At 54.4% G+C, this 23,063-nt stretch carries 21 protein-coding genes and 1 tRNA gene; 11 read left to right on the top strand and 11 right to left on the bottom strand.

All coding sequences use genetic code 11. The features are described 5' to 3' along the window. Positions 1-52 precede the first annotated feature (52 nt). Entirely contained in the window at positions 53-1,459 is a 1,407-nt protein-coding gene (locus tag AC1RKG_RS14000) for a sugar porter family MFS transporter (RefSeq protein ID WP_020825558.1), read from the top strand. A gap of 73 nt (positions 1,460-1,532) precedes the next feature. Beyond that, the gene (galE, locus tag AC1RKG_RS13995) at positions 1,533-2,549 is read left to right on the top strand and encodes a UDP-glucose 4-epimerase GalE (RefSeq protein ID WP_493183267.1); all 1,017 of its coding nucleotides are present in this window, start codon (positions 1,533-1,535) and stop codon (positions 2,547-2,549) included. A 65-nt stretch (positions 2,550-2,614) separates the two neighbouring features. On the opposite strand, the gene purK is transcribed toward galE, so the two are convergent. The 4 genes from purK to ppiB all read right to left on the bottom strand — a co-directional run bounded on the left by purK (position 2,615) and on the right by ppiB (position 5,597). Further along, a complete protein-coding gene (gene purK, locus AC1RKG_RS13990) occupies positions 2,615-3,682 on the bottom strand; it encodes a 5-(carboxyamino)imidazole ribonucleotide synthase (RefSeq protein ID WP_493183266.1) in 1,068 nt (355 codons plus the stop codon). Further along, positions 3,679-4,203: a 5-(carboxyamino)imidazole ribonucleotide mutase gene (gene purE / locus AC1RKG_RS13985; RefSeq protein WP_020825561.1), complete on the bottom strand. Its 525-nt coding sequence runs from the start codon at positions 4,201-4,203 to the stop codon at positions 3,679-3,681. The genes purK and purE overlap by 4 nt, the downstream gene beginning before the upstream one ends. A gap of 166 nt (positions 4,204-4,369) precedes the next feature. After that, positions 4,370-5,092: a UDP-2,3-diacylglucosamine diphosphatase gene (lpxH, locus tag AC1RKG_RS13980; protein ID WP_020825562.1), complete on the bottom strand. Its 723-nt coding sequence runs from the start codon at positions 5,090-5,092 to the stop codon at positions 4,370-4,372. A 10-nt stretch (positions 5,093-5,102) separates the two neighbouring features. After that, the gene (gene ppiB, locus AC1RKG_RS13975) at positions 5,103-5,597 is read right to left on the bottom strand and encodes a peptidylprolyl isomerase B (protein WP_020825563.1); all 495 of its coding nucleotides are present in this window, start codon (positions 5,595-5,597) and stop codon (positions 5,103-5,105) included. Positions 5,598-5,906: 309 nt separating this feature from the next. Between ppiB and cysS the strand changes: the two genes are divergently transcribed. Continuing rightward, positions 5,907-7,292, top strand: coding sequence for a cysteine--tRNA ligase (gene cysS, locus AC1RKG_RS13970; RefSeq protein ID WP_046374321.1), 1,386 nt, complete (start codon positions 5,907-5,909; stop codon positions 7,290-7,292). A 68-nt stretch (positions 7,293-7,360) separates the two neighbouring features. Here cysS and ybcJ read toward each other — a convergent pair whose 3' ends face one another. After that, positions 7,361-7,573, bottom strand: a complete 213-nt coding sequence (ybcJ, locus tag AC1RKG_RS13965) for a ribosome-associated protein YbcJ (RefSeq protein ID WP_012005606.1) — start codon at positions 7,571-7,573, stop codon at positions 7,361-7,363. A gap of 10 nt (positions 7,574-7,583) precedes the next feature. Continuing rightward, complete coding sequence (folD, locus tag AC1RKG_RS13960) at positions 7,584-8,450, bottom strand: bifunctional methylenetetrahydrofolate dehydrogenase/methenyltetrahydrofolate cyclohydrolase FolD (protein WP_020825565.1); 867 nt, start codon at positions 8,448-8,450, stop codon at positions 7,584-7,586. 208 nt (positions 8,451-8,658) lie between these two features. Here folD and AC1RKG_RS13955 point away from each other — a divergent pair, with 208 nt between their 5' ends. From AC1RKG_RS13955 to AC1RKG_RS13930, 6 genes are all read left to right on the top strand, one after another. Next, positions 8,659-8,868 (top strand): hypothetical protein, encoded by a 210-nt coding sequence (locus AC1RKG_RS13955; protein ID WP_129941055.1) that lies wholly within the window; start codon positions 8,659-8,661, stop codon positions 8,866-8,868. Continuing rightward, positions 8,865-9,161, top strand: a complete 297-nt coding sequence (locus tag AC1RKG_RS13950; protein ID WP_020825567.1) for a hypothetical protein — start codon at positions 8,865-8,867, stop codon at positions 9,159-9,161. The genes AC1RKG_RS13955 and AC1RKG_RS13950 overlap by 4 nt, the downstream gene beginning before the upstream one ends. A 145-nt stretch (positions 9,162-9,306) precedes the next feature. Then, a tRNA-Arg gene (locus AC1RKG_RS13945) sits at positions 9,307-9,383 on the top strand. Between the two features lie 785 nt (positions 9,384-10,168). Continuing rightward, positions 10,169-11,704, top strand: a complete 1,536-nt coding sequence (locus tag AC1RKG_RS13940; RefSeq protein WP_128864445.1) for a class I adenylate-forming enzyme family protein — start codon at positions 10,169-10,171, stop codon at positions 11,702-11,704. A gap of 14 nt (positions 11,705-11,718) precedes the next feature. Next, positions 11,719-12,609 (top strand): SDR family NAD(P)-dependent oxidoreductase, encoded by an 891-nt coding sequence (locus tag AC1RKG_RS13935; protein WP_128864446.1) that lies wholly within the window; start codon positions 11,719-11,721, stop codon positions 12,607-12,609. Between the two features lie 9 nt (positions 12,610-12,618). Next, positions 12,619-13,797, top strand: coding sequence for an acetyl-CoA C-acyltransferase (locus tag AC1RKG_RS13930; protein WP_142815763.1), 1,179 nt, complete (start codon positions 12,619-12,621; stop codon positions 13,795-13,797). 41 nt (positions 13,798-13,838) lie between these two features. Here AC1RKG_RS13930 and AC1RKG_RS13925 read toward each other — a convergent pair whose 3' ends face one another. The 5 genes from AC1RKG_RS13925 to AC1RKG_RS13905 all read right to left on the bottom strand — a co-directional run bounded on the left by AC1RKG_RS13925 (position 13,839) and on the right by AC1RKG_RS13905 (position 19,530). Next, positions 13,839-14,852, bottom strand: a complete 1,014-nt coding sequence (locus AC1RKG_RS13925) for a LysR family transcriptional regulator (RefSeq protein ID WP_128864448.1) — start codon at positions 14,850-14,852, stop codon at positions 13,839-13,841. A gap of 427 nt (positions 14,853-15,279) precedes the next feature. After that, entirely contained in the window at positions 15,280-15,828 is a 549-nt protein-coding gene (gene pqiC, locus AC1RKG_RS13920; protein ID WP_142815761.1) for a membrane integrity-associated transporter subunit PqiC, read from the bottom strand. Further along, complete coding sequence (pqiB, locus tag AC1RKG_RS13915; RefSeq protein ID WP_142815760.1) at positions 15,825-17,468, bottom strand: intermembrane transport protein PqiB; 1,644 nt, start codon at positions 17,466-17,468, stop codon at positions 15,825-15,827. The genes pqiC and pqiB overlap by 4 nt, the downstream gene beginning before the upstream one ends. Further along, the gene (pqiA, locus tag AC1RKG_RS13910) at positions 17,452-18,750 is read right to left on the bottom strand and encodes a membrane integrity-associated transporter subunit PqiA (protein ID WP_414160924.1); all 1,299 of its coding nucleotides are present in this window, start codon (positions 18,748-18,750) and stop codon (positions 17,452-17,454) included. Before pqiA ends, pqiB begins: the two co-directional genes overlap by 17 nt. Positions 18,751-18,900: 150 nt before the next feature. After that, complete coding sequence (locus AC1RKG_RS13905; RefSeq protein ID WP_116691032.1) at positions 18,901-19,530, bottom strand: TetR/AcrR family transcriptional regulator; 630 nt, start codon at positions 19,528-19,530, stop codon at positions 18,901-18,903. Between the two features lie 71 nt (positions 19,531-19,601). Here AC1RKG_RS13905 and AC1RKG_RS13900 point away from each other — a divergent pair, with 71 nt between their 5' ends. Continuing rightward, the gene (locus AC1RKG_RS13900; RefSeq protein WP_174573849.1) at positions 19,602-20,504 is read left to right on the top strand and encodes an alpha/beta hydrolase; all 903 of its coding nucleotides are present in this window, start codon (positions 19,602-19,604) and stop codon (positions 20,502-20,504) included. Continuing rightward, on the top strand, positions 20,501-22,915 hold the full coding sequence (locus AC1RKG_RS13895) for a pyrroloquinoline quinone-dependent dehydrogenase (RefSeq protein WP_493183261.1): 2,415 nt from the start codon (positions 20,501-20,503) through the stop codon (positions 22,913-22,915). Before AC1RKG_RS13900 ends, AC1RKG_RS13895 begins: the two co-directional genes overlap by 4 nt. Positions 22,916-23,063 lie beyond the last annotated feature (148 nt).

The raw sequence follows: 23,063 nt of genomic DNA, 5'->3' as shown, positions 1-23,063 counted from the left end.
AATTGCCTCCTATCATACGGGCAACTTAAGCACGTTATCGTTTGGAGGCTGTATGAGTACTACCGTCAAAGTGTCGGCGGCTGAAAAGAGCCAGAGCAATGCAGGGATGACTTTTTTCGTCTGTTTTCTGGCCGCACTGGCTGGGTTGCTATTCGGTCTGGATATCGGGGTTATTGCGGGTGCTCTGCCGTTTATCACCGACTCGTTTAACATCACCAGCTCCCAGCAGGAGTGGGTGGTCAGCTCAATGATGTTTGGGGCGGCGGTCGGCGCCGTGGGCAGTGGCTGGATGAACTTCCGTATCGGGCGTAAATACAGCCTGATGATTGGCGCCGTGTTGTTTGTCGTTGGTTCACTGTGCTCAGCCGCGGCTCCCAACGTGGAAATCTTGCTGATTTCTCGCGTGCTGCTTGGGCTGGCAGTGGGGGTGGCTTCTTATACCGCGCCGATTTATCTGTCTGAAATTGCCCCGGAGAAAATTCGCGGCAGCATGATCTCGATGTATCAGTTGATGATTACCATCGGCATTCTGGCGGCCTACCTGTCGGATACCGCATTCAGCTATACCGGCGCTTGGCGCTGGATGCTGGGCGTGATCACCATCCCTGCGGTATTGCTGTTGATCGGCGTGTTCTTCTTGCCGGATAGCCCGCGCTGGCTGGCTTCGCGCAATCGCCATGAGCAGGCGCGCCAGGTATTGGAAAAGCTGCGTGACACCAGCGCTCAGGCGCAGCACGAACTGAATGAAATTCGCGAAAGCCTTAAGCTGAAACAGAGCGGCTGGGCGCTGTTTAAAGACAATAAAAACTTCCGCCGTGCCGTGTTTCTTGGCGTCCTGCTGCAGGTGATGCAACAGTTCACCGGGATGAACGTCATCATGTACTACGCACCGAAAATTTTTGGCCTGGCGGGCTTTGCCAGTACCGCACAGCAGATGTGGGGGACGGTGATTGTCGGCCTGGTTAACGTGCTGGCGACCTTTATTGCCATCGGGTTGGTTGACCGCTGGGGGCGCAAACCGACGCTGACGCTGGGCTTTGTCGTCATGGCGGTGGGCATGGGCGCGCTGGGGACCATGATGAATGTGGGCATGACCTCGCCGGCCGAGCAATACTTTGCCATCATCATGCTGCTGATGTTTATTGTCGGTTTTGCCATGAGCGCCGGCCCGCTGATTTGGGTGCTGTGTTCAGAGATCCAGCCGCTGAAAGGCCGCGATTTTGGCATAACCTGTTCTACCGCCACCAACTGGATTGCCAACATGATCGTCGGGGCGACGTTCCTGACCATGCTTAATTCGCTGGGTAGCGCGCACACTTTCTGGGTGTACGCAGCGCTTAACCTGGTATTTATCTTCATCACGCTGGCGTTGATTCCGGAAACCAAAAATATCTCGCTGGAGCATATCGAACGCAATCTGATGGCCGGCAAACCGTTACGCAACATTGGTTCGCGCTAGCCGACAGGCTGGGCATAGGATATTCGTTCAGGCATCTGGCGTTAACGCCAGATGCTGACGACAGGAGGATATTATGGCGATTTTGGTGACCGGCGGTGCCGGATACATTGGTTCGCACACCGTATTGGCGCTGCTGGAACGGGGTGAAGATGTGGTGGTGCTGGACAATTTGGTCAATGCGTCTGAAGAGTCCTCGCGACGCGTTGCGCAGCTGACGGGCAAAGCCGCAAAGTTCTATCGGGGTGATATACAGGACGCAGGCTGCTTGCAGCGGATCTTTAACGAGCAGCAGATTGCTTCGGTGATCCACTTCGCCGGTCTGAAGGCGGTAGGGGAGTCGACCCAGAAGCCCCTGGAGTATTATCAAAATAACGTGACGGGCACGTTGGTCCTGCTGGAAGCGATGCGTCAGGCCGGCGTTCACCGGTTTATCTTTAGCTCCTCCGCCACGGTGTACGGTGAAAATGCGCCGGTGCCTTATCGCGAGGATATGCCGATTGGCGGCACTACCAGCCCTTACGGTACCTCAAAATGGATGGTGGAGCAGATCCTGCAGGATTTTGCCAAGGCCGAACCGGCATTTTCGATTATCGCGCTACGCTACTTCAACCCGGTAGGCGCCCATGAGTCGGGGCTGATTGGTGAAGATCCCAGCGGCATTCCCAATAACCTGCTGCCGTATATCGCGCAGGTCGCTATTGGCCAGCGTGAAAGCCTGAGCGTGTTCGGCGGCGATTACCCGACCAAAGATGGCACCGGCGTGCGTGATTACATTCACGTGATGGATGTTGCTCAGGGCCACCTGGCGGCGATGGACCACTTAAAACAGATCGTCGGTTTCAAAGCCTATAATTTGGGCTCGGGGGTAGGGTATTCGGTGTTGGAAATGGTGCAGGCGTTTGAGAAAGCCTCGGGGGTAACCATTCCCTACCAGATTTTACCGCGCCGTGCGGGCGATCTGCCTGCCTTCTGGGCCGATGCCAGCCTGGCGAAACAGGAGCTGGGCTGGCAAGTGCAACGCGGCCTTGATCTGATGATGCGCGATACCTGGAACTGGCAAAGTAAAAACCCGCAGGGCTACCGCCAATAGTTTTTCATCGACAGTAAAAAAGGGTTCAGCTTGCTGAACCCTTTGTTTTTAGTGCGGCGTAACGCTTAAGCCAGCTTTTGTTGCGCCCAGGCCAAACCGCTTTGGTATTCGGCCGGTAACAGCGGCGCCAAAGCCTGCAATGCCTGTTGCAACGCACCGGCGTCGGGATCGTTCAGGTTGAGATGCCCAACCTTGCGGCCCTCGCGCACCTCTTTCTCGTACCAGTGCAGATGCACCAGCGGTAACGCCAGCCACTGCTGATTTACCGCGGTACCGATCAGGTTGACCATCACCGACGGGGTGCTCACGACCGGCTTCGGCAGCGGCAGGGCGAGAATGGCACGCAGGTGCAGTTCGAACTGGCTGATAGACGCGCCGTTTTGCGTCCAGTGGCCGCTGTTGTGTACCCGAGGCGCCAGTTCGTTAATCAACAGACGATCGCCAACGATAAAACACTCCATCGCCATGACGCCGACGTAGTTCAGTTCATCAAGGATCGCCGTCAGCATCTGTTCAGCTTGCTGTTGCAGCGCAGGATTGGGCTGCGGCAACGCCACGCTGGTGCGTAGAATGCCTTCTTCATGCAGGTTATGGGTCAGCGGATAGAACACCGATTTACCGTCGTGTCCGCGTGCGCCGACCAATGAGACCTCGCCGGAGAAGTTAATTCCCTGTTCGACGATGCATTCGCCATAGGCATCGGCCGGCAGTTCGGCCTCCTGACCTGCGCGCAGACGCCACTGACCCCGGCCGTCGTAACCGCCGACGCGACGTTTAACGATAGCCAGTTCGCCCAGGGTCGCGAAAACCTGCGGCCACTCGGCGACGTCGGTCAGCAACTGCCAGGGGGCAGTGGCCAGGCCGAGCTGATCGAGTAACTGTTTTTGCGTCAGGCGGTCCGCCAGACGGGGGAAAATATCGCGGTTAACGAAGCTGTTGTGGGTCGCCAGCTCACGCGTCAGCGCGGTTTCCGGCCAACGCTCGATTTCGGCGGTGATCACGCTGTTTTGATAAGGTACCGCTTCCGGCTCAGCGTCGAGGCCAACCGGATAGACGGCGATCCCCAGCGGCTCACCGGCCTGGCGCAGCATACGCCCCAATTGACCGTTACCCAGTACGCAAACCGGCTTCATGCTTCCTCCCGCGGGTCCGGGTTATTCAGCACCTCGTCAGTCTGCGCCTGACGCCAATCGGCCAGGCGTTGCGCCAACTCAGCGTCATGCAACGCCAGAATTTGCGCTGCCAGCAGTGCAGCATTGGCGGCGCCGGCCTTGCCGATCGCCAGGGTGCCTACCGGAATACCGCGCGGCATTTGCACGATGGAATACAGGCTGTCCACGCCGCTCAAGGCAGCGCTTTGCACCGGCACACCCAGCACCGGCACCAGGGTTTTCGCCGCCAGCATGCCCGGCAGGTGCGCAGCACCGCCCGCACCGGCAATGATCACGTCGATACCCTTGGCGCTTGCCTGTTCGGCAAAGCTGAACAGCTTGTCTGGCGTGCGATGAGCGGAAACGACTTCGACATGGAACGGGACGTCGAGTGAGGTCAGGACTTCGGCCGCAAACTGCATGGTGGCCCAGTCACTTTTCGATCCCATTACAATTGCGATTTTAACCTCAGCGTGAGTGGCTGAAGCGGCGTTGGCTCCCATGGGTGTAAGGCTCCTGTAATTGTACAAACGACGGCCGATTGCCTGCGGCGGGAGGCCGAATGAGGGCGTAGAGCATACCATGAGCGAACGGCAAGGAAAACGGTTGCGTCGCCGGTTTTGATCGTCAGAAGCGCGAATTTTTATACCCGCGCGTTAAGTCAGAAGCTTAGAAAGGGAATTGGATCAGTTCGACGGCGTCGGCGCTGACTTTGATCATCGAGCCTTCTTCATGCCAGGCACCCAGCACTAAACGGTGAGCTTTGCCGTTGCTCAGCGTCAACTCATGCACGGCCGGACGATGCGTGTGGCCATGGATCATCCAGTGAACCTGGTGGTTCAGCATGGTTTGCTCAACCGCCTGCGGGTTGACGTCCATGATGGCGTCCGATTTGTATTGGTTGCTTTGCCGGCTGCGGGCACGCATTTTAGCGGCGATCTTAAGGCGCCAGCGTAAAGGCATTGCCAGGAACAATTTTTGAATCAGTGGGTTGTGCACTTTTCGGCGGAACTGTTGGTAGGCCCGATCGTCGGTACACAGCGTGTCACCGTGCAGGATCAGGATTTTGCGGCCATACAGGTCCAGCACCTTTTCTTCCGGCAGCAGTTGCATGCCGCTGGCACGGGCAAAGCGCTTGCCCACCAGAAAATCACGGTTGCCGTGGATAAAGTAGCAGGGCACGCCTGCCTGTTGCAGCGTCTTCAGCGCCGCGGCGATTTCAGCATGCAGCGGTTCGGGATCGTCATCGCCGATCCAGGCTTCGAACAGATCGCCGAGTATGTACAGGGCTTCGGCGTGTATGGCATCTTGCCGCAAAAAACGCAGAAAACCGGCAGTAATTGCCGGTTCCTGTGCGCTTAAGTGCAGATCTGCAATGAACAGCGTGTTCATTCAGCTGCGATTACTCGCTGACGGTAACGCTGGTGACGATCACGTCTTCTACCGGTACGTCCTGGTGCATGCCGCTGCGGCCAGTTTTCACGGCTTTGATCTTGTTAACCACGTCCATGCCTTCAACCACTTCAGCAAATACGCAGTAGCCCCAACCCTGGGCGTTTTCGCCGCGGAAGTTCAGGAAGTCGTTGTCTGCTACGTTGATGAAGAACTGTGCGGTCGCGGAGTGTGGATCGTTGGTACGCGCCATTGCCAGGGTGCCGATGGTGTTTTTCAGACCGTTGTTGGCTTCGTTCTTGATGGTGGCTTTGGTGTCTTTCTGGCTCATACCCGGCTCAAAACCGCCGCCCTGAATCATGAAGCCATTGATAACACGGTGGAAAATGGTGTTGTTGTAGAAACCGTCACGGCAGTAGTTCAGGAAGTTTTCAACGGTAACCGGTGCTTTGTCCGCGAAGGTGTTGATAACGATGTCGCCGTGATTAGTGTGGAAAGTAACCATAGTTTTAGTCCTAACAAGATGAAGTGAGATGTCACATGGAGCGAGTGAACTATCAGACCGCCGTTATAACATATCTCCTGTAATGAGTCAGCAGCGGCTAAACCGCGCTCAGGCTGTGGTAAATCGCAATTTGTTATATTATAACATTGGTGGCAATCGCTGATTTATCACCGTTTTCCACCTCTGAGCTCAGCAAAGCGCGGCCTTAACCTTGCATTAGATCAGGCTTCGGGTTTCAATACGCTGCTGGGTGAACAACCTTAACCCTGGTTATCATTTTTGTTATCACGCACACCACGGAATGTCCCGATGCTAAAGATTTTTAATACCCTGAGTCGTCAAAAAGAGGAATTTAAACCCATTCATGCCGGTAAAGTGGGCATGTACGTGTGCGGGGTAACCATCTATGACCTGTGTCATATCGGACATGGGCGTACCTTCGTTGCTTTCGACGTGGTGGCACGTTATCTGCGCTATCTCGGCTACTCGCTGAACTATGTGCGTAACGTCACCGACGTTGACGACAAAATTATCCGCCGCGCGACTGAAAATGGCGAAAGCTGCGATCAACTGACCGCACGCATGCTGGCGGAGATGCACGCCGACTTCGATTCTCTGCTGATCGAACGCCCGGACATTGAACCGCGTGCGACCCAGCATATCGCCGAGATCATTGAGATCACCCAGCGCCTGATCGATCGCGATCACGCGTATGTGGCCAGCAACGGCGACGTGATGTTCTCCATCGACAGCGATCCGCAATACGGTTTGCTGTCACGCCAGGATCTGGATCAGCTGCAGGCCGGTGCGCGCGTAGAAATCGACGACGTGAAACGCAACCCGATGGACTTCGTGCTGTGGAAGATGTCCAAGCCGGGCGAACCGAGCTGGGCGTCGCCTTGGGGCGCAGGGCGTCCGGGTTGGCACATTGAATGTTCTGCCATGAACTGCAAGCAGCTTGGTACCCATTTTGATATCCACGGTGGCGGTTCCGATCTGATGTTCCCGCACCACGAGAACGAAATTGCCCAGTCGAGCTGCGCCCACGACGGCCCGTACGTCAATTACTGGATGCACTCCGGTATGGTGATGATCGACAAAGAAAAAATGTCGAAATCCCTGGATAACTTCTTCACTATTCGCGACGTACTGGGTTACTACGACGCTGAAACCGTGCGTTACTTCCTGATGTCCGGCCACTATCGCAGCCAGTTGAACTACAGCGAAGAGAATCTGAAGCAGGCCCGTACCGCTCTGGAACGCCTGTACACTGCGCTGCGTGGCACAGATGCCAACGCCCAACCGGCTGGCGGCGACGTGTTTGAAGCCCGTTTCCGTGAAGCCATGGACGACGACTTCAACACGCCGGAAGCTTACTCGGCGCTGTTTGATTTGGCGCGTGAGGTTAACCGTCTGAAAGCTGAAGACATGACGGCGGCGAACGGCATGGCTGCAGAACTGCGCAAGCTGGCGAAGGTGCTCGGTCTGCTGCAGCAGGAACCTGAACAGTTCCTGCAGAGCGGCGCACAGGTCGATGATGGTGAAGTGGCGGAGATCGAAGCCTTGATCAAGCAGCGCAACGATGCGCGTAAAGCCAAAGATTGGGCGTTGGCGGATGCCGCGCGCGATCGCTTGAACGAGATGAACATCGTGCTGGAAGATGGCCCGCAGGGAACCACCTGGCGCCGTAAGTAATCCGCTTTAGGCTACAAACAAAAAAGGCGCTGAGTTAATCTTCAGCGCCTTTTTCTATGGAGCGGGGTTTACGGCTTAACTACAACCTTACCGCCGTTAAACTCCACGACCTGATCGGCAACGATTTTGCAGCGTTTGCGCGTTTCGACTTTGCCGTTCACTTTCACCTGCCCATCGGCGATGACTTCTTTGGCGGCACCGCCGCTTTCACACCAGCCCTGGAATTTGAGCAGGTCGCACAGTTCGACGTGCGGGTGATTATCCAGATTAAAAGTTTCCATACTGCCTTACTTATTTAGGTTGAACGTCGTGATATTCCTCGCAGGCCTGCAAGGTATTTTGGATCAGTGTAGCAACGGTCATTGGACCCACGCCACCCGGAACCGGAGTTATGTAGGCGGCGCGTTCGCTTGCGGCGTCAAAATCCACGTCGCCGACCACTTTACCACTTTCCAGACGGTTAATGCCGACGTCCACCACGATAGCGCCAGGTTTTATCCAGTCGCCCGGAATAAAGCCCGGTTTGCCGACCGCCACGACCAGCAGATCGGCGTTTTCAACGTGGTGGCGCAGGTTCTTGGTGAAACGGTGGGTCACGGTGGTGGTGCACCCGGCCAGCAGCAGCTCCATGCTCATTGGGCGGCCAACGATGTTGGATGCGCCAACCACGACGGCATTCAGGCCATAGGTATCGATGTTGTAACGCTCAAGCAGGGTGACGATACCGCGTGGGGTGCAAGGGCGCAGTTTTGGCGCACGTTGGCACAGGCGACCAACGTTGTACGGATGGAAACCGTCGACGTCTTTATCCGGATGAATACGCTCCAGCACCTTGACGTTGTCGATACCGGCCGGCAGCGGCAGCTGCACTAAAATGCCGTCGATCTCGCCGTCGGCGTTCAGCCGATCGATCAGCGCCAGCAGTTCAGCCTCACTGGTGGTGGCAGGCAGATCGTAAGAGCGGGAGAGGAAGCCCACTTCATCACAGGCGCGGCGCTTGCTGGCGACGTAAATCTGTGAGGCGGGGTTCTCGCCAACCAATACGACAGCCAGGCCCGGAGCGCGTTTTCCGGCGGCCAGACGTTGTTTAACTTGCTCAGCCACTTCGTTTCTAACCTGCTGCGCAATCGTTTTACCATCAATAATCTTTGCTGACATCAGTGAGGAAATCCATCAATTAAGAAAAGCGGGGGATGACGCTATTTTGTCAGAAGCGAAGCGCGCTGTCAGGCGCTGAATCGCGATCGACGGTGTTTGCCTGGTGTGATTTACGCTTTTTTTATGCCAACGGCAGGATCCTCTACGCCTTTTTTACCGCTCGCTGCGTAAGCTGTGGCTATTCACACTGAGGACGGGAGTCAAAATCATGATGCTCATTACCCGGTTGCACTTTTTACACCTGCCTGTTGATAGCCAGGCACGCCAACCAAGACACGTGGGGGAAACGGTATTCGATTCGTCCTTGCATCCGGCTGACGTTGCGCAGCTGATTGCCCTGCATCAGCTTGCCGCACACAAAACGCCGCCCTCATGGAGAACGCGCCTGGGCGCATTGTGCCGGAGGCTGCGTGCATGAGAAACATCAAAGGGATGGGTTTTATGCTGCTGGTATGGGGGCCAATGGCGCAGGCTTCGTTAAATGCCGCACCGGTTAGCGCAGCTTTACTGCAGCCGTTATCGGCGGCTTGCAACCTGTTGGCGGCCCAGCATGCCGATTGGGGAAACATCAACGCGATGGTGCGCTCGGCTCGCGTTTGCCTGCAGCGTCCGGCAGAACAGCAACAGTCGGATCGTATGCCAGAACAGGCTGATGCCGGCCTGGTACAGCGTAACAGCAGCCTGTTACCGGACTTAACCCAAGGGAAATGACGCGGTTAACTCAATGCAGGGCGGCGGTAATGACTGAAAATTCATCATAAAGCACGGCTGCTGACGTAACGTCATGAAAAGGCATTGACTCAATGATCTCTGACCGTATAATCCAACCCGCAACTCCCGGTTGCCGCATCCCAATGCGCCCTTAGCTCAGTTGGATAGAGCAACGGCCTTCTAAGCCGTAGGTCACAGGTTCGAGCCCTGTAGGGCGTACCATTTTCAAGTCAACACACCTCTACTGAATTCGCTTTTTATCCTTTATACTCCCTGAAATTACTGAATTTTTCTGTCACGAGCGCTATCGAGGTTAACTCAGTTATACCCAAATCAAGTGGTATCTGGGGGCTTTAGAGGGTGCTCATCTCGATTAGAGGCCTCTGATGCCACTAAACACACGACAAACCCAAATAAAAAGAATACAAGCGACACCGATGTAGCAGCCTGTATCTGTCGGTAACCCTATCCTACGAAATACTGGTGGTTTAGGCTGTTTGCGACTTTAGTCATAGAGTTTTCTTACCTTGAGCATAAATCACTCTCTATTCAAAAATAAGATTCTGGCATGACATTCACTTTCCTTAGCGGCGGTTTTGCCGAAATAGTGCACTTCGCCTGCGTATTCGTGAGAACACTTAACTCCATGTTTATTATGTTTATCGCAAGTATGTAAATACACAGCGAAACGATGTTCACCCTGTGTCGGGATTTTAAAAGAAGATTTTTCAGCCAATGGGTTTTCACCCTAGCTCTATCAAAAAGTCAGTTATTTTTTTAAAAATATATCGGGTGACGATGGTGGTATTAATTAAGTTCGTTCATTTTTATTGGCAACTTCCCGTTTGTTATTTTTATATGAGAGATTGTAGCGTTGTTTTTTTTGGTTTTATTATCTGATTTTATCTTGATGGTTTCATTTTTGAAACGCCGGATTTCATTACAGTGACTAGTCAAAATTTAAATGCATACCGATAGTGAGTGAATTGATGATGAGGATTCTTTTCATGACAACATTTCACCTTGGTAAAAGTAAGTTTTCACCGCTATCTGAGCTGATCTCGATTCATGCTAACGAACGTTCTGGCGCTATCGCTTTACGCTACAAGGACATCGTTGTTACATATAAAGAATTGCAGCGTTATTCTGAACAGATTTTGGCAGCGATACAGTATAATAAAATCCCTCCGCGCACTGCTATTGCTATCGCTTCGTCCAATCCATTGCTATCCACGTTGGCTCTTCTCGGCGTTATTAGTGCAGGTTGTGTCGCTGTCCCCGTCGCTCTATCGTCGTCACCCGAGCAAATCGCCTCGGTCATTGCAGACGCATGTATTCCTTTAGTCTTTTTGGATAACGAATTTCTTCAGGGGTTGCCATCGATTGGCGCCAAGGTCGCTAACCTTGACGACTTCGATAGCTGGTTAGCCCCTGAAGAGTTTGCTGTTACGCATGTGGAAATATCGCCGGCAGATCCTTTTAACATCATCTATTCATCAGGAACCACGGGTACGCCAAAGGGAATTATCCATACGCATGGTATGCGTTGGAGTCAAATAGCGGCATATGGGCAGATTGTTCCGCGATGTGACTCTGCGGTCACTTTGATCGCCACGCCGATCTATTCCAATACGACATTAGTCTGTTTGCTGCCGTCGCTTGCCTACGGGGGGACTGCGGTGTTGATGGGCAAATTCGATGCTTATGAATATTTAGTTGAAGCGCAGAATTCACGAGCTACCCACACCATGCTGGTTCCTGTGCAGTATCAACGAATTATGGCTTCAACAAAATTCGACGATTTTGATCTTGGTAGTTTTATTTTTAAATCATGTACGGGGGCACCTTTTTCTCCCGAGTTAAAAGCCGATGTCATCCGCCGTTGGCCAGGCGCCTTGCTCGAAATTTACGGGATGACAGAAGGAGGGGGGAGCTGCGTCCTCTTGGCAAATGAACACCCTGATAAACTCCACACGGTCGGTCAGCCTGTGCTTGGCTGCGAAATTCGCTTGATTGATGCACAAGGGAATGAGGTCAATTCTGGAGAGATCGGTGAGGTCGTGGGGCGTTCTAATATGATGATGGCCGGTTATCACGGGCGCCCGGACACGACCCGGGAAGCCATCTGGATTGATGCAAATGGCGATAGATTTATACGGCATGGTGACCTTGGGCGTTTCGATGATGAGGGTTTTTTGACCCTGCTTGGGCGCATTAAGGACATGATCATTAGCGGCGGTTTTAATATATATCCATCAGATATAGAAGCAGTTTTGCGGTTACATCCCTTCGTTGCAGATTGCGCGGTTATAGGTGTTCCCTCGGTTAAATGGGGAGAAACTCCCTACGCCTTCTACGTGCCTAAAAACCACTCGCTCAGCCCTAATGAAGTCATCACTTGGGTTAATGAGCGCATGGGCAAGACACAGCGTTTATCCGGCGCACAGGCAATTGCTCAACTGCCTCTTAGCGCGATAGGAAAAGTACTTAAACGTGAACTGCGCGCGCTCTTTCTGACCGAGCACCCCACCTCATTAGCATGATAAGGAATTGAACTATGAAACCCGACCTGCAGGATCGTGTTGCGATTATCACCGGCGCCGGTGGCGGGCTTGGTCGTGCCCACGCACATCTGCTAGCCCGTCACGGTGCCAAAGTTGTGATAAATGATATTGGGCCGGGTGCCGACAAGGTTGCCGAAGAAATCAATTCATCGGGGGGAGAAGCCATTAGTTTCCAGGCCTCTGTGACCGATGAGGAGAAAATAAGGGCCATGGTTACAGACACGATGGAGCGGTGGGGGAGAGTCGATATTCTGGTCAACAATGCAGGTAACCTGCGGGATAAGACTTTTGTCAAAATGACTTTGGATGATTTTCGCTCCGTGTTGGACGTACATCTAATGGGGTCCGTGATTTGTACCAAGGCCGTATGGGAGCCTATGCATCGCCAAAAGTATGGGCGCATCGTATTCACGACGTCCTCTTCCGGTCTATATGGCAACTTCGGGCAGGCCAATTATTCAGCGGCGAAAATGGGTCTGGTGGGGCTGATGCAAACACTGGCACTGGAAGGCGCCAAGAGCAATATTTTGGTGAATTGTTTGGCGCCTACGGCAGCGACCGCTATGAGCGATGGGCTTTTGGTACCGCAAGCAAAGCGTGTATTGCAGCCTGAGGCAGTGAGTCCGGCACTCCTGCCGCTGGTTTCGCAGTGCGCCCCGACCAGGGCTATTGTTTGCGCAGGCGCGGGTAATTTTGCCCGCGCCTATATAACGTTGACCGGTGGGCGCTTTTTAGGCAGTGACGCCCATGTCACCAACCGTATTTTCGCCGACTGGCAAGTGATCGGCGATCGCGAGTCTGAGCAGGTTCCTGAGTCTGCCACTGCGCAGATTCATCAAGAACTCATCGCCGCTTTCCGTTCACAAACCGAAAATAACCAGTGAGAATCTACTATGCGTGATGCCGTTATTGTTTCCACAGCCCGAACCCCGATTGGCAAAGCCTATCGGGGGGCTTTTAATGCCACCCCATCTGCAACACTGGCTGGGCATGCAATTAAACACGCTGTCGAGCGAGCAGGGATTGTTGGTAGTGAAGTGGATGATGTGTTACTCGGTTCTGCGTTGCAGCAAGGAGTGCAAGGGCTGAACATTGGCCGCCTGGCTGCATTGCGCGCCGGGTTACCCACGTCGGTTTCAGGTATGTCGTTGGATCGCCAGTGCGCTTCGGGCCTTATGGCGGTTGCTACGGCGGCCAAGCAAATCATTGTCGATGGTATGAGTATTGCCGTTGCCGGAGGTGTGGAATCCATCTCGATGGTGCAGACTGATCGGATGCGAATTGAGCCTGACATGGAGCTTTTTTCGCTGTACCCAACTGCCTATATGCAGATGGTGGATACGGCTGACATCGTAGCGAAGCGTTATGAGATCAGCCGGGAATCCTGTGACGAATACTCGTTACGCTCCCAGCAACGAACGGCAGCAGCGCAATTAGAAGGGTTGTTCGACAAGGAAATTGTTCCTATGCGCGCTTTGATGGCCTACAACGACACGGAGACCGGCGTATTGGCCTATAAAGAGGTCTTGTTGGAACGTGATGAAGGCAATCGTCCAGAAAGTACCCTGGACGATTTGCGTGCCCTTTATTCCGTCAAGGGACCCGGCAAAAATGTTACCGCTGGCAACGCTAGCCAACTCTCCGATGGTGCCTGTGCGCTGGTGCTTATGGAAGCCAAGGAGGCCGAACGCAGAGGCCTGCAGCCGTTAGGTCGCTATGTTGGTATGGCCGTAGCGGGGGTTGATCCGGACGAGATGGGAATTGGCCCCGTTGCCGCGGTGCCTAAATTGCTGCAGAGCAATGGCCTAAAGATTGATGATATCGGGTTATGGGAGCTCAATGAGGCATTTGCAGTGCAAGTGATCTATTGCCGAGACAGGCTGGGTATTCCGGACGACAGGTTGAACGTTAATGGCGGCGCTATTGCAATAGGTCATCCCTACGGCATGTCCGGCGCCCGGATGACGAGTCATGCGCTGATTGAAGGGAAGCGTAGAGGCGAGCGCTACGCCGTAGTGACGATGTGTGTCGGCGGAGGAATGGGGGCTGCCGGTTTATTCGAAATCTATTGAGAGCGGCGCCTCACTCAGAAGTTAACCACTCACAGGATGGGTCAGGCGTCATTTTTGGTTTGGAAGTTTATCGACGGGAAAAGAACGAGGTTCTGTTTCGGAAAGAGCTTATCGGCCTGCGGTTGCCACTCTTTTGTAAGACGCCTAACGATTTCCTCGATGAAATCCAGAAATACTTTTAACTTGGGTATGGATGCCAGCCGATCGAGATATAAAGCATAAAGCTGCGGCGACTCACTTATTTCATAATCAGGCAAGATGCGAACTAACTCTCCCGAGAGTAATCCTGGCAGCGCCCAAATACCGGTAATGGGGGCGATGACGCGGCCATGTTTCACCAGTTCGAGGATTTGTGAATGATCGGTCGATAAAAATCTATGGTAAGTAGGTAACGTAAAGCGTTCCTGGCCCCGGGATATTTCGAGCCTGGGCACATAAGCAGGCAAAGGGCCCGGCTCAACCGCCGCTGCGTCGAGGTAGAAATTACCGATGATGGCATGATCTTCGAGATCCTCTGGAGAGGTCGGTATTCCGTTGGCCTGTACGTATTCTTGGCTTGCTACCAGGATGTTTTTTACCTCTGCGATTTTTCGGGCGGTCAAACGAGAATCCGATAACCACCCGCAATGGAGAACGACATCGAGAATGTTAGGCTCTGGGAGTAATCTTTCTCCCACTCGTACGCGAACGTCGATCTCTGGATAGTTATCCAGAAACTCGTGTAAGTTGGGAGTGAGGAGCGTTTTAGCGACATCACTGGTACAGCCTATGCGCAATATACCGGCCGGGCTACTCCTGTAGGTTGCAATCTCGGCGTCAGCGTCTTCCATTTCTTCTCGCATGCGTATGCATCGTGCGTGTAAAACACTCCCCACTTCGGTAAGCGTTATGCGCCGCGTAGTACGTTCGACAAGTCTAACGTTGTAGAGGGACTCCAAACGCGATACCGCCCGGCTTACCGTTGCTTTAGACTCACCCAGTGCACGCGCTGCCCCAGAAATAGAGCCACGATCGCCGACCATTGCGAATATTTTGAAAGCATCGCTTTTTTCCATGTTCTATCCTCTGGCTGTCACATTCTCATTAGCTAAGAAACTCGAGTGCTATTTAACATTAAAATAATGAGAGAGATTGAACGGGGTAATATTCTAAAGCGCTGACCAATTTTTGTTGGCAACTATCACTTAGGTATCGACGTAGTATCAAAGACAGCAATACCGCCAGCCTTAACAGAGACCCCTATATAGCCGATCCTTTGTTTCCACAACTCCCGTGGTCGCAAAGAGGGGGTCCGCGCGGCCTTACATGTCGGCTAACATTTCGTCATTTTCATTAAAGGTCAGGATGGATATGACTCCTGACCTTTAATGTGATTATTGATTAATGTATATCCGTCTATTTCAAGGGAGAGTGTTGGATTAACTCTCCGCCGTTACAATTTTTTTTTTTTGAATCTTCCACCAAGAAAATAAATAAAATTTTCTATAGCTGATTGGCTATTGACCCCGCTTCCTTCTGCCATCCTTCTGCCAGGGTGCGCACCAGTGCATCATAGCCGTCTTCGCTTTGCTTCAGTTCCAGGTTGAACGGCCGTTTGATCAGCCGGCCCTGGTGATTCAGGATCCACTCACCGCGGATGACAGCCTTACCGTCAAAGCGGCCATGGAAGCCGCTAATGGAGACGTTAAGCACATCCTGATTGCGACTCATTGGCTGGGAAGATATTACCCAACCCGGTAGCGCGCTGCTCAGATTGGTCACCAGCGTTTGCTGCAGTTGCTGGTCGAGTGGGCTGGCCCATAGGTTGTTCTGGGCTATGACGTACTGCACATCGTTAGTCTGAAAAACCACGCCATTCTGCATGAGATAATCGGCCACGAAAATATGTTCCAACCACAGTTCACGCGTTGACGCGCCGCTGCTCACCGGGGCTGGCATGCCCAACGCCTGCAGCTGATAGTAGGTTTTTTTTGGGGTGCTGCTACAGGCGCTGAGCAGCAGTGTCAGAGCTATCGGGAGCCATTTCATCATTTATTGGCCTTCTTAGGCTGGGGATCGTCATGGCTGGCGGCTTCAAACACCAGCGCATTGCTCTTGTCATTCAGAGTGCGTAGCACCGGCTGCAGTTCACGCAGCACCTGATCCAGACGTTGCATGTCCGCTACCATTTTGTTGTAGGCAGGAGAGCCTGGTTGGAACCCTTTCAAACTCCGATTGAGTTCCTGCAGTGTTTTCTGCATGTCCTGCGGTAGCGCCTGCATCTCTTTGCTGGAGATGATGCCATTCAGCGACTTCATGGTCTGCTGAGTGGACTTCATGGTCCTCTGGCTTTCCGCCAGCGTTTTGGTCGCTTCGTTGATCATCGGATTGAGTGGTATCGCGTTGATCTTATCCAGCGTTTGCATCAGTTTTTGCTGGATCTGCGCAAGACCGCCGCTGGTTGTAGGTATCAGCGGGTAGCCGAACAGCTCGTGCGGTTCATCCCAAGCCTTATCCTGCGGATTAAAGTCCAGATCGATATAGAGTGAACCGGTTAGCAAGTTGGCTGATTTTAGAGAAGCGCGCATGCCGCGTGACTCGGCGTCTTTCAGACTTTTATCAAAATCAAAGTCCTTGCCTAACTTCCTCAGGCGTTCTGGCTCGATGTGGATTAACACCGGAATGCGGTAATCGTTGTTCAAACGATGTTCAATACCTTCTTTAAAAAATGGCACTTGGGCCACAGTTCCGAGACGGATACCCCGAAACTCTACCGGCGCACCCGGCTGTAATCCGCGAACCGAGTCGGTGAAGAACATCAGGTAATCTTTGTGCACGGTATACAGTGAGTCCTGAATACTGCGTTGGTTGTCGAACAGTTGATATACGTCCTTTTCTTTAGCCTGTTGGCCTCTATCCCAATCGTCTGGCACGTCAAAGCTCACGCCGCCGCTGAATAAGGTGGCCAACGAGCCCATTTCCACACGCATGCCTTGTGCCGACATGTCGAATGCCACACCGCTGTCTTTCCAGAAGCGCACGTTGCTGGTCACTAACTGGTCGTAGGGGGCCGAGATAAACAGCTGGTAGCGCATGGTGCGCTGTTTGGGATCGAAATAGCTGGTTTCCACTGAACCGACACGGTAGTTGTGAAATAGCACCGGATCGCCGGCGTTCAACTGGCCAGATTTCTCACTGTCGAGCAAGATGCGCAGCCCTTTGGCGTCCGCAGAGGCCAGCGGCGGTGCATCGAGCAGTTGGTAGTTATCCTTGCCGTCTTTGCCTTTATTGCCCGGCCGCAGTTCGATATAGGCACCTGACAATAGCGTACCCAGGCCGGAAACGCCTTCGCGGCCGATCTGCGGCTTCACCACCCAGAAGGCGCTATCCTGACGCAACAGCTTATCCATGCCGGAGTTAAGGCGTGCTTGCACCATCACTTTGCTCAGGTCGCCGCTTAAGGTCACGGTTTCGACGACGCCGACGTCGACGCTGCGGCTTTTGATTTCGGTTTTGCCCGCTTCCAGCCCTTCGGCGCTGGTGGTAACCAAGGTCACCACCGGCCCCTGATGGCTAAAGTGGTAAAACAGGATCCAGGCACCGATCAGCGCGGTGACGATAGGGATGATCCATACCGGCGACCAGCGCGCAATCTTCTCGACGCCTGCGATGTCATTATTGTTTGCCGTCACCTTGCGGCTCCTTTTTTATTGTTTCGTTTAGACGATCCCAGGTCAGCCGGGGGTCGAAAGCCATGGCGGCGAACATGGTGAGGATCACCACCAGAGCGAATAACAACGCGCCAGTTGCAGGGTAGACGCTCATCAATAGGCCTATATGAACCAGCGCAGACAGTACGGCGATGACAAACACGTCGATCATTGACCAGCGGCCAACGAATTCGACCACTTCGTAAATCAGATGCATACGTTCACTGTTGCCGCGGTTTTTCCCGTTGCCGTTGGCGTCCCAGCACAGCCAGCCGATCGCCAGCATCTTCAGCGACGGCACCATAATGCTGGCGATGAAAATGACCATCGCCACCGGATAAGATCCTTCTCCCCACAGCAAGATCACCCCGGCCATGATGGTCGAATTCATTTTGTTGCCCAGTGCTTCGGTGACCATGATCGGCATCAGGTTGGCAGGGATATAAAGCATGAGTGAGGTCACCAGCAGCGCCAGCGTCCACTGCAGGCTGTTGCGGCGGCGCACGTAGCCATTGGTATGGCAGCGTGGGCATTGGGTCACCTCGGCCGGCAGAATTGCCGTGCAACAGAGACAGGAGCGCACGCCCTGGCGCATGCCAGTGCCCCCGACCGTTAACGGAAGATCCAGGCGCGGCGCCGGTGCGATGTCCTGCCACAGCCAGTGGCGATCTACGCACTGAAAGGCGCGCACCTGCAACAGACAGAACAGGCAATAAGGCAAAAAGCTGCCGCCGATGCCGATATCGCCATAGGCCATCAGTTTGACGAAGCTGACCAGCACCCCGGCGAGGAAGACCTCCACCATGCACCAGGTTTTAAACTGGAACAGCATCTTGCCCAGCCACTCTTTTAATGCCAACGGCATACGCACTCTGGCGCACAGCACAATGATGGCCAGCATACAAAATGCGGGGATCAGTTGTACGAGCAACATAAACAGCGTAGCCATGCTGGCGTGGTTTTCTTCCAGCATGACCTGAGGGATATTAATCAGTTTGATTTCATTACCGAAGCCGGCAACGCGCATATTGATAAACGGAAAAACATTAGCCAGCAGCAGCATGAACAACGCACTGAGGGCGTAGCCTATCGGCCGTTTGCGCGGTTCCTCCCAGCGGGTGCTGAGAGTCGTGCTGCAACGTAAGCATACCGCTTTGGTGCCCGCGCTTAACGGCGGTAACGCCATCAGTAAATCGCACTGCGGGCATAGAATCAGTTTCTCAGTTAAAGGTTGCGCGTGCCGGATTGCTAAAATTATACGCATATGAGATTCAACGGCCCACATTACCCTGTCCCAACAGAGTTTCATGCTCTTTGGAGGACAGAAATCGTAGAGAAACCCCAGTAGGGCCGTATTCCTTGCGGAGCGTGCCATTGAGAGTTATGTCGGTTATGTATGTGCAGCAGGCCATAGTTACCGGGATAACAAGGGAAGAAGAACTTGATCTACCACTTCTGCGATCAGTTCGCTGTCCACTATCTGGCTGCGCTCGGTATGGCGGAATTGAACAACACCTGGCAACAAGTCGATTAACAGATCCAGGTTCACTTGGTCCGAAACAAGCAGCTCACCACGGTCAATCGCACGTTCGATTATTTCTAAGACGCGAATACGACGGCTATTCAACCAGCCTGGGAGCGTCTGTTCTACCCAGCCGCTGAGGATGCGATGGTTTCCAAGAAACTCAATGATTGCGAGACGGATATCGGGGTCGTTCAGGCCGTAGAAGTGTTCATAAACGGCGATAAGGTCACTGCGCAGTGAACCCGTATCGATGGGCAGATCGGTGGGTGAAAAGGCCAGTAGGGCATCAGCCAACAGGGCGTCACGAGACTTCCACCGTCGGTACAGTGAAGCTTTGCCTGCTCCTATCCGTTTAGCTACCGCTTCCATAGTGAGTGAATGGAAGCCGCCTTCCGCTACCTGCGCTAACGCCGCTCGCATAATCCGCAAGTCTAATTCTGCATCTCGAGGGCGTCCCACCGCCGGCCTGGCGGTTTCCGGGGCTAAAGTGGGGGCGTCTGAGGGTGTAATTTTCGACATAATTATGATCCTTGACAGTTTCGATACTGAATCGTATCGTAAATTAACGACTACTTCTACGGAAAATTCACATGAGCGTATTTCTCACCTGCGCAAGACTCTTGATGGGGCTTGCGCCAAAAATTCTTGCCGATGACGTGAAGCTGCACAAGTACCTGCTAAATAGGCCTTCCCCTCAGGCCGCGCCTATTCCAGCCGCACTTCGTTCTTCCTGCCAAATCGAGGAGCGCGAGCACCAGGGGCAGCGAGTCGTGACTCTGACGCCACGGACCGGAAAGCGCGATCTGCACGTGCTCTATCTGCACGGCGGTGCCTACGTGAACCCACTGCATCACTCACACTGGAGCATCATCAGTGCGGTGATCGGCGCGACCGGCGCTACCGTAACCGTTCCGCTGTATGCCCTTGCTCCCGAACATGACTATCGCGTTGGCACCGCTCTGATCGATACGGTCTTTGACAGCATCGTTTCCGCCCGAAAGGGTGAGCGAATCGTCGTGATGGGCGACAGCGCAGGGGGCAACGCAGCACTGACGCTAGCGCTTCGTCGACGCGATGATGGGTTGTCGCTCCCTGACCATCTCTTTCTGTTTGCCCCATGGTTGGATCTCTCTATGAGGGACGCTGAAATGAGGGAGCTGGAGAATAAGGACGTTATGCTTGCCGTGGACGGCGCACGAGTATGCGGGAGAATGTGGGCTGGAGACATTTCCCCCGAACTACCCTACATGAGCCCGCTTTACGCTGACTTGCGGGGGATGCCGCCGATGAGCATATTCCAGGGAGACCGCGATATCTTTGTTGTTGACGCGCGGAAGTTCGCGGTAAAAGCGCAAGTCGCAGGCGTCACGCTCGACTACCACGAGTATCCAGGTGGTTTTCACGTATTCATGGGGCTCACTTTCCTGCCGGAAGCGAAAGACGTCTTTCGCAAGGTGGAAGCAGTGACTAGATACCTAGGGAATGCGGCATGACAACCAGACATACAAAGCCAGGCGGCTCTTGCCGCTGGATCAGCGCCTGTCTGGGGCTTATCCTGCTACTCACCGGTGCTGCCATGCTGTACGGCGGTATCTGTCTTATCAAGCTGGATGGCTCCTGGTACTACGCCATCGCCGGCATCGTGTTGCTGATAACGGCATCGCTATTGCTGCTGGCACGTCGCAGCGGCTTTGTGCTCTATGCCGGCTTTTGCGTAGCGACGCTGGCCTGGGCTTTGTACGAATGCGGCTGGGACCCGATTGCACTACTGCCGCGCTTGTTGTTCTTTCTGGTATTGCTCATCGTCATGTTGCTGACCTGGCGTTGGTTCGCCCGGCCTTTTACGCGGCATCGCGAAAGCGCGCGCGGCGACATGCCTGCGTTGCTGCTCGGCAGCGCGCTAACGTTGTTACTTTTTAGCCTGTTAATTGTCGGCTTACAGCCTGACCACGGCATCGATCTGACCACGGCATTGGGCGAATATCCCGCCGAAGACATGCCCGTCAACTCGGCATCTAACGCCCCCGGCGATTGGACGAACTACGGACGAACACCCGGTGGCCAGCGTTACTCGCCTCTGGATCAAATCACTCCGGCCAACGTTGCCGATCTCACACTGGCCTGGACCTTCCACTCTGGCGCAACCGGCCTGCCGCAAGGCAATAAAGCGAGCGAGTTGATGTTCGAGGCTACGCCGCTGAAGGTACGCGACAAGCTTGTGTTCTGTACCCCCCATGACGAAGTCATCGCCGTTTCGCCTGAGACAGGAAAATCGATCTGGCGCTTTAATCCTCATGCGAATCTGAGCGCAGCACCGTTTCTTGCCTGCCGTGGCGTATCCTATGACGAAACGCCAGGGGCCAGCGGCGTTTGCGCTCATCGGATTATCACCGCCACTCTGGATGCCAGGATGTACGCGCTGGATGCCGATACCGGCCAGCGTTGCCCGGCGTTCGGTCAGAACGGCGAAATCGATCTGACCGCAGGCATGGGCCTGGTCAAGCCGGGTTTCTACTACGTCACTTCACCGCCCTCGATCGTGCACGGCAAGGCTGTGATCGGCGGGTGGGTGTTCGATAACGTGGAACGCGGCGAGCCCTCCGGTGTCGTGCGCGCATTTGATACCCGCACCGGCGAGCTGGCATGGGCCTTCGACATGGGCCGCACCGATCGCACAACACTTCCACCCGCAGGCGAGTTCTACACGCGCGGCACGCCAAATGTCTGGGCACCGATCAGCAATGATCCGGCGTTGGGCCTGGTCTATCTGCCAACCGGTAACGAAACGCCGGATTTCTTCGGCGGCGGCAGGCAAGCCGTATCGGAAAAATATGCCAGTTCGCTGATCGCCGTCGACGCGGATAGCGGAAAGATACGCTGGCACTTCCAGACCACCCACCACGACATTTGGGACTACGATATTCCATCTCAACCGACCACGGTCGACTTGTCCGGCGCACAGGGCGTAGCGCCAGTACTCGCCTTGCTGGTACCGACCAAGCGCGGCGAGTTGTTCATGCTTGACCGGCGCACGGGGGCTCCGTTGACTCACATCGAGGAGCGGGCGGTGCCACAAGGGGCCGTGCCAGGCGAACACCTGTCAGCTACCCAGCCCTTCCAGACCGACATGCCAACGTTTGCACCGGCCGCGTTGCACGAAAGCGACATGTGGGGAGCTACGCCGCTCGATCAACTGTATTGCCGTATCCGCTTCAAGGCGTTGCGCTACGAGGGCGCATTTACGCCGCCATCGGTACAAGGTTCACTGGCGTACCCCGGCTCGGCGGGTGTCTTCGAATGGGGCGGTGTATCGGTCGATCCTTTGCGACATATCGTCGTGGCTAACAACAATTACATGGCGATCATCAACAAGCTGACCCCACGCGACGAGGTTTCAGCCAACGGTAAGCAAGCCAACAAGGGCGGCGACTTCGGCGGCCCGCAATTAGGTACGCCTTACGCCATCAGTGCCACGCCGTTCGTATCGCCATTGGCCATACCTTGCAATCAGCCACCGTGGGGCATGCTCAGCGCGCTTGACCTCAAAACTCGCAAGCTGCTCTGGCGCCATCCGCTAGGCAGCGCTTATGACAACGGCCCCTTCGGCATTTCCTCCCATGTGCCGCTGCAAGTCGGCGTGCCGAACATGGGCGGCTCGGTGGTGACCCGCAGTGGACTGATCTTTATCGCCGCCACGGCTGACCGCACGCTCCGGGCGTTTGATCTGCGTACCGGCCGCGAGCTGTGGCACGCCATACTGCCGTTCGGCGGCATTGCCACTCCGAGCGTCTACGAAGGCAAGGATAAACGCCAATACGTTGTCATTGCCGCTGGTGGGCATACCGGCCTTGGCCGTTTTGGCGGTGATGTGGTGATGGCGTTTGCATTGCCTAAATCGCCTTGAAACACTGAATTCCAGGCATAGCAGGGGGGCTTGGTCATTGCAGCATGAACCTTGCTGCAAGTGTTCAGTCCCCTAGACTTCTCGCACAAACGCTAGCCAATATGATCCACAGAAAATGAATCTATAATGGCCGCCCTGAGCGGCTCAT

The organism is Serratia sp. GW822-FHT06D09 (genome assembly GCF_058799515.1).
The sequence above is the reverse complement of the archived record's forward strand: the minus strand, read 5'-3'. Positions and strand labels throughout refer to the sequence as shown.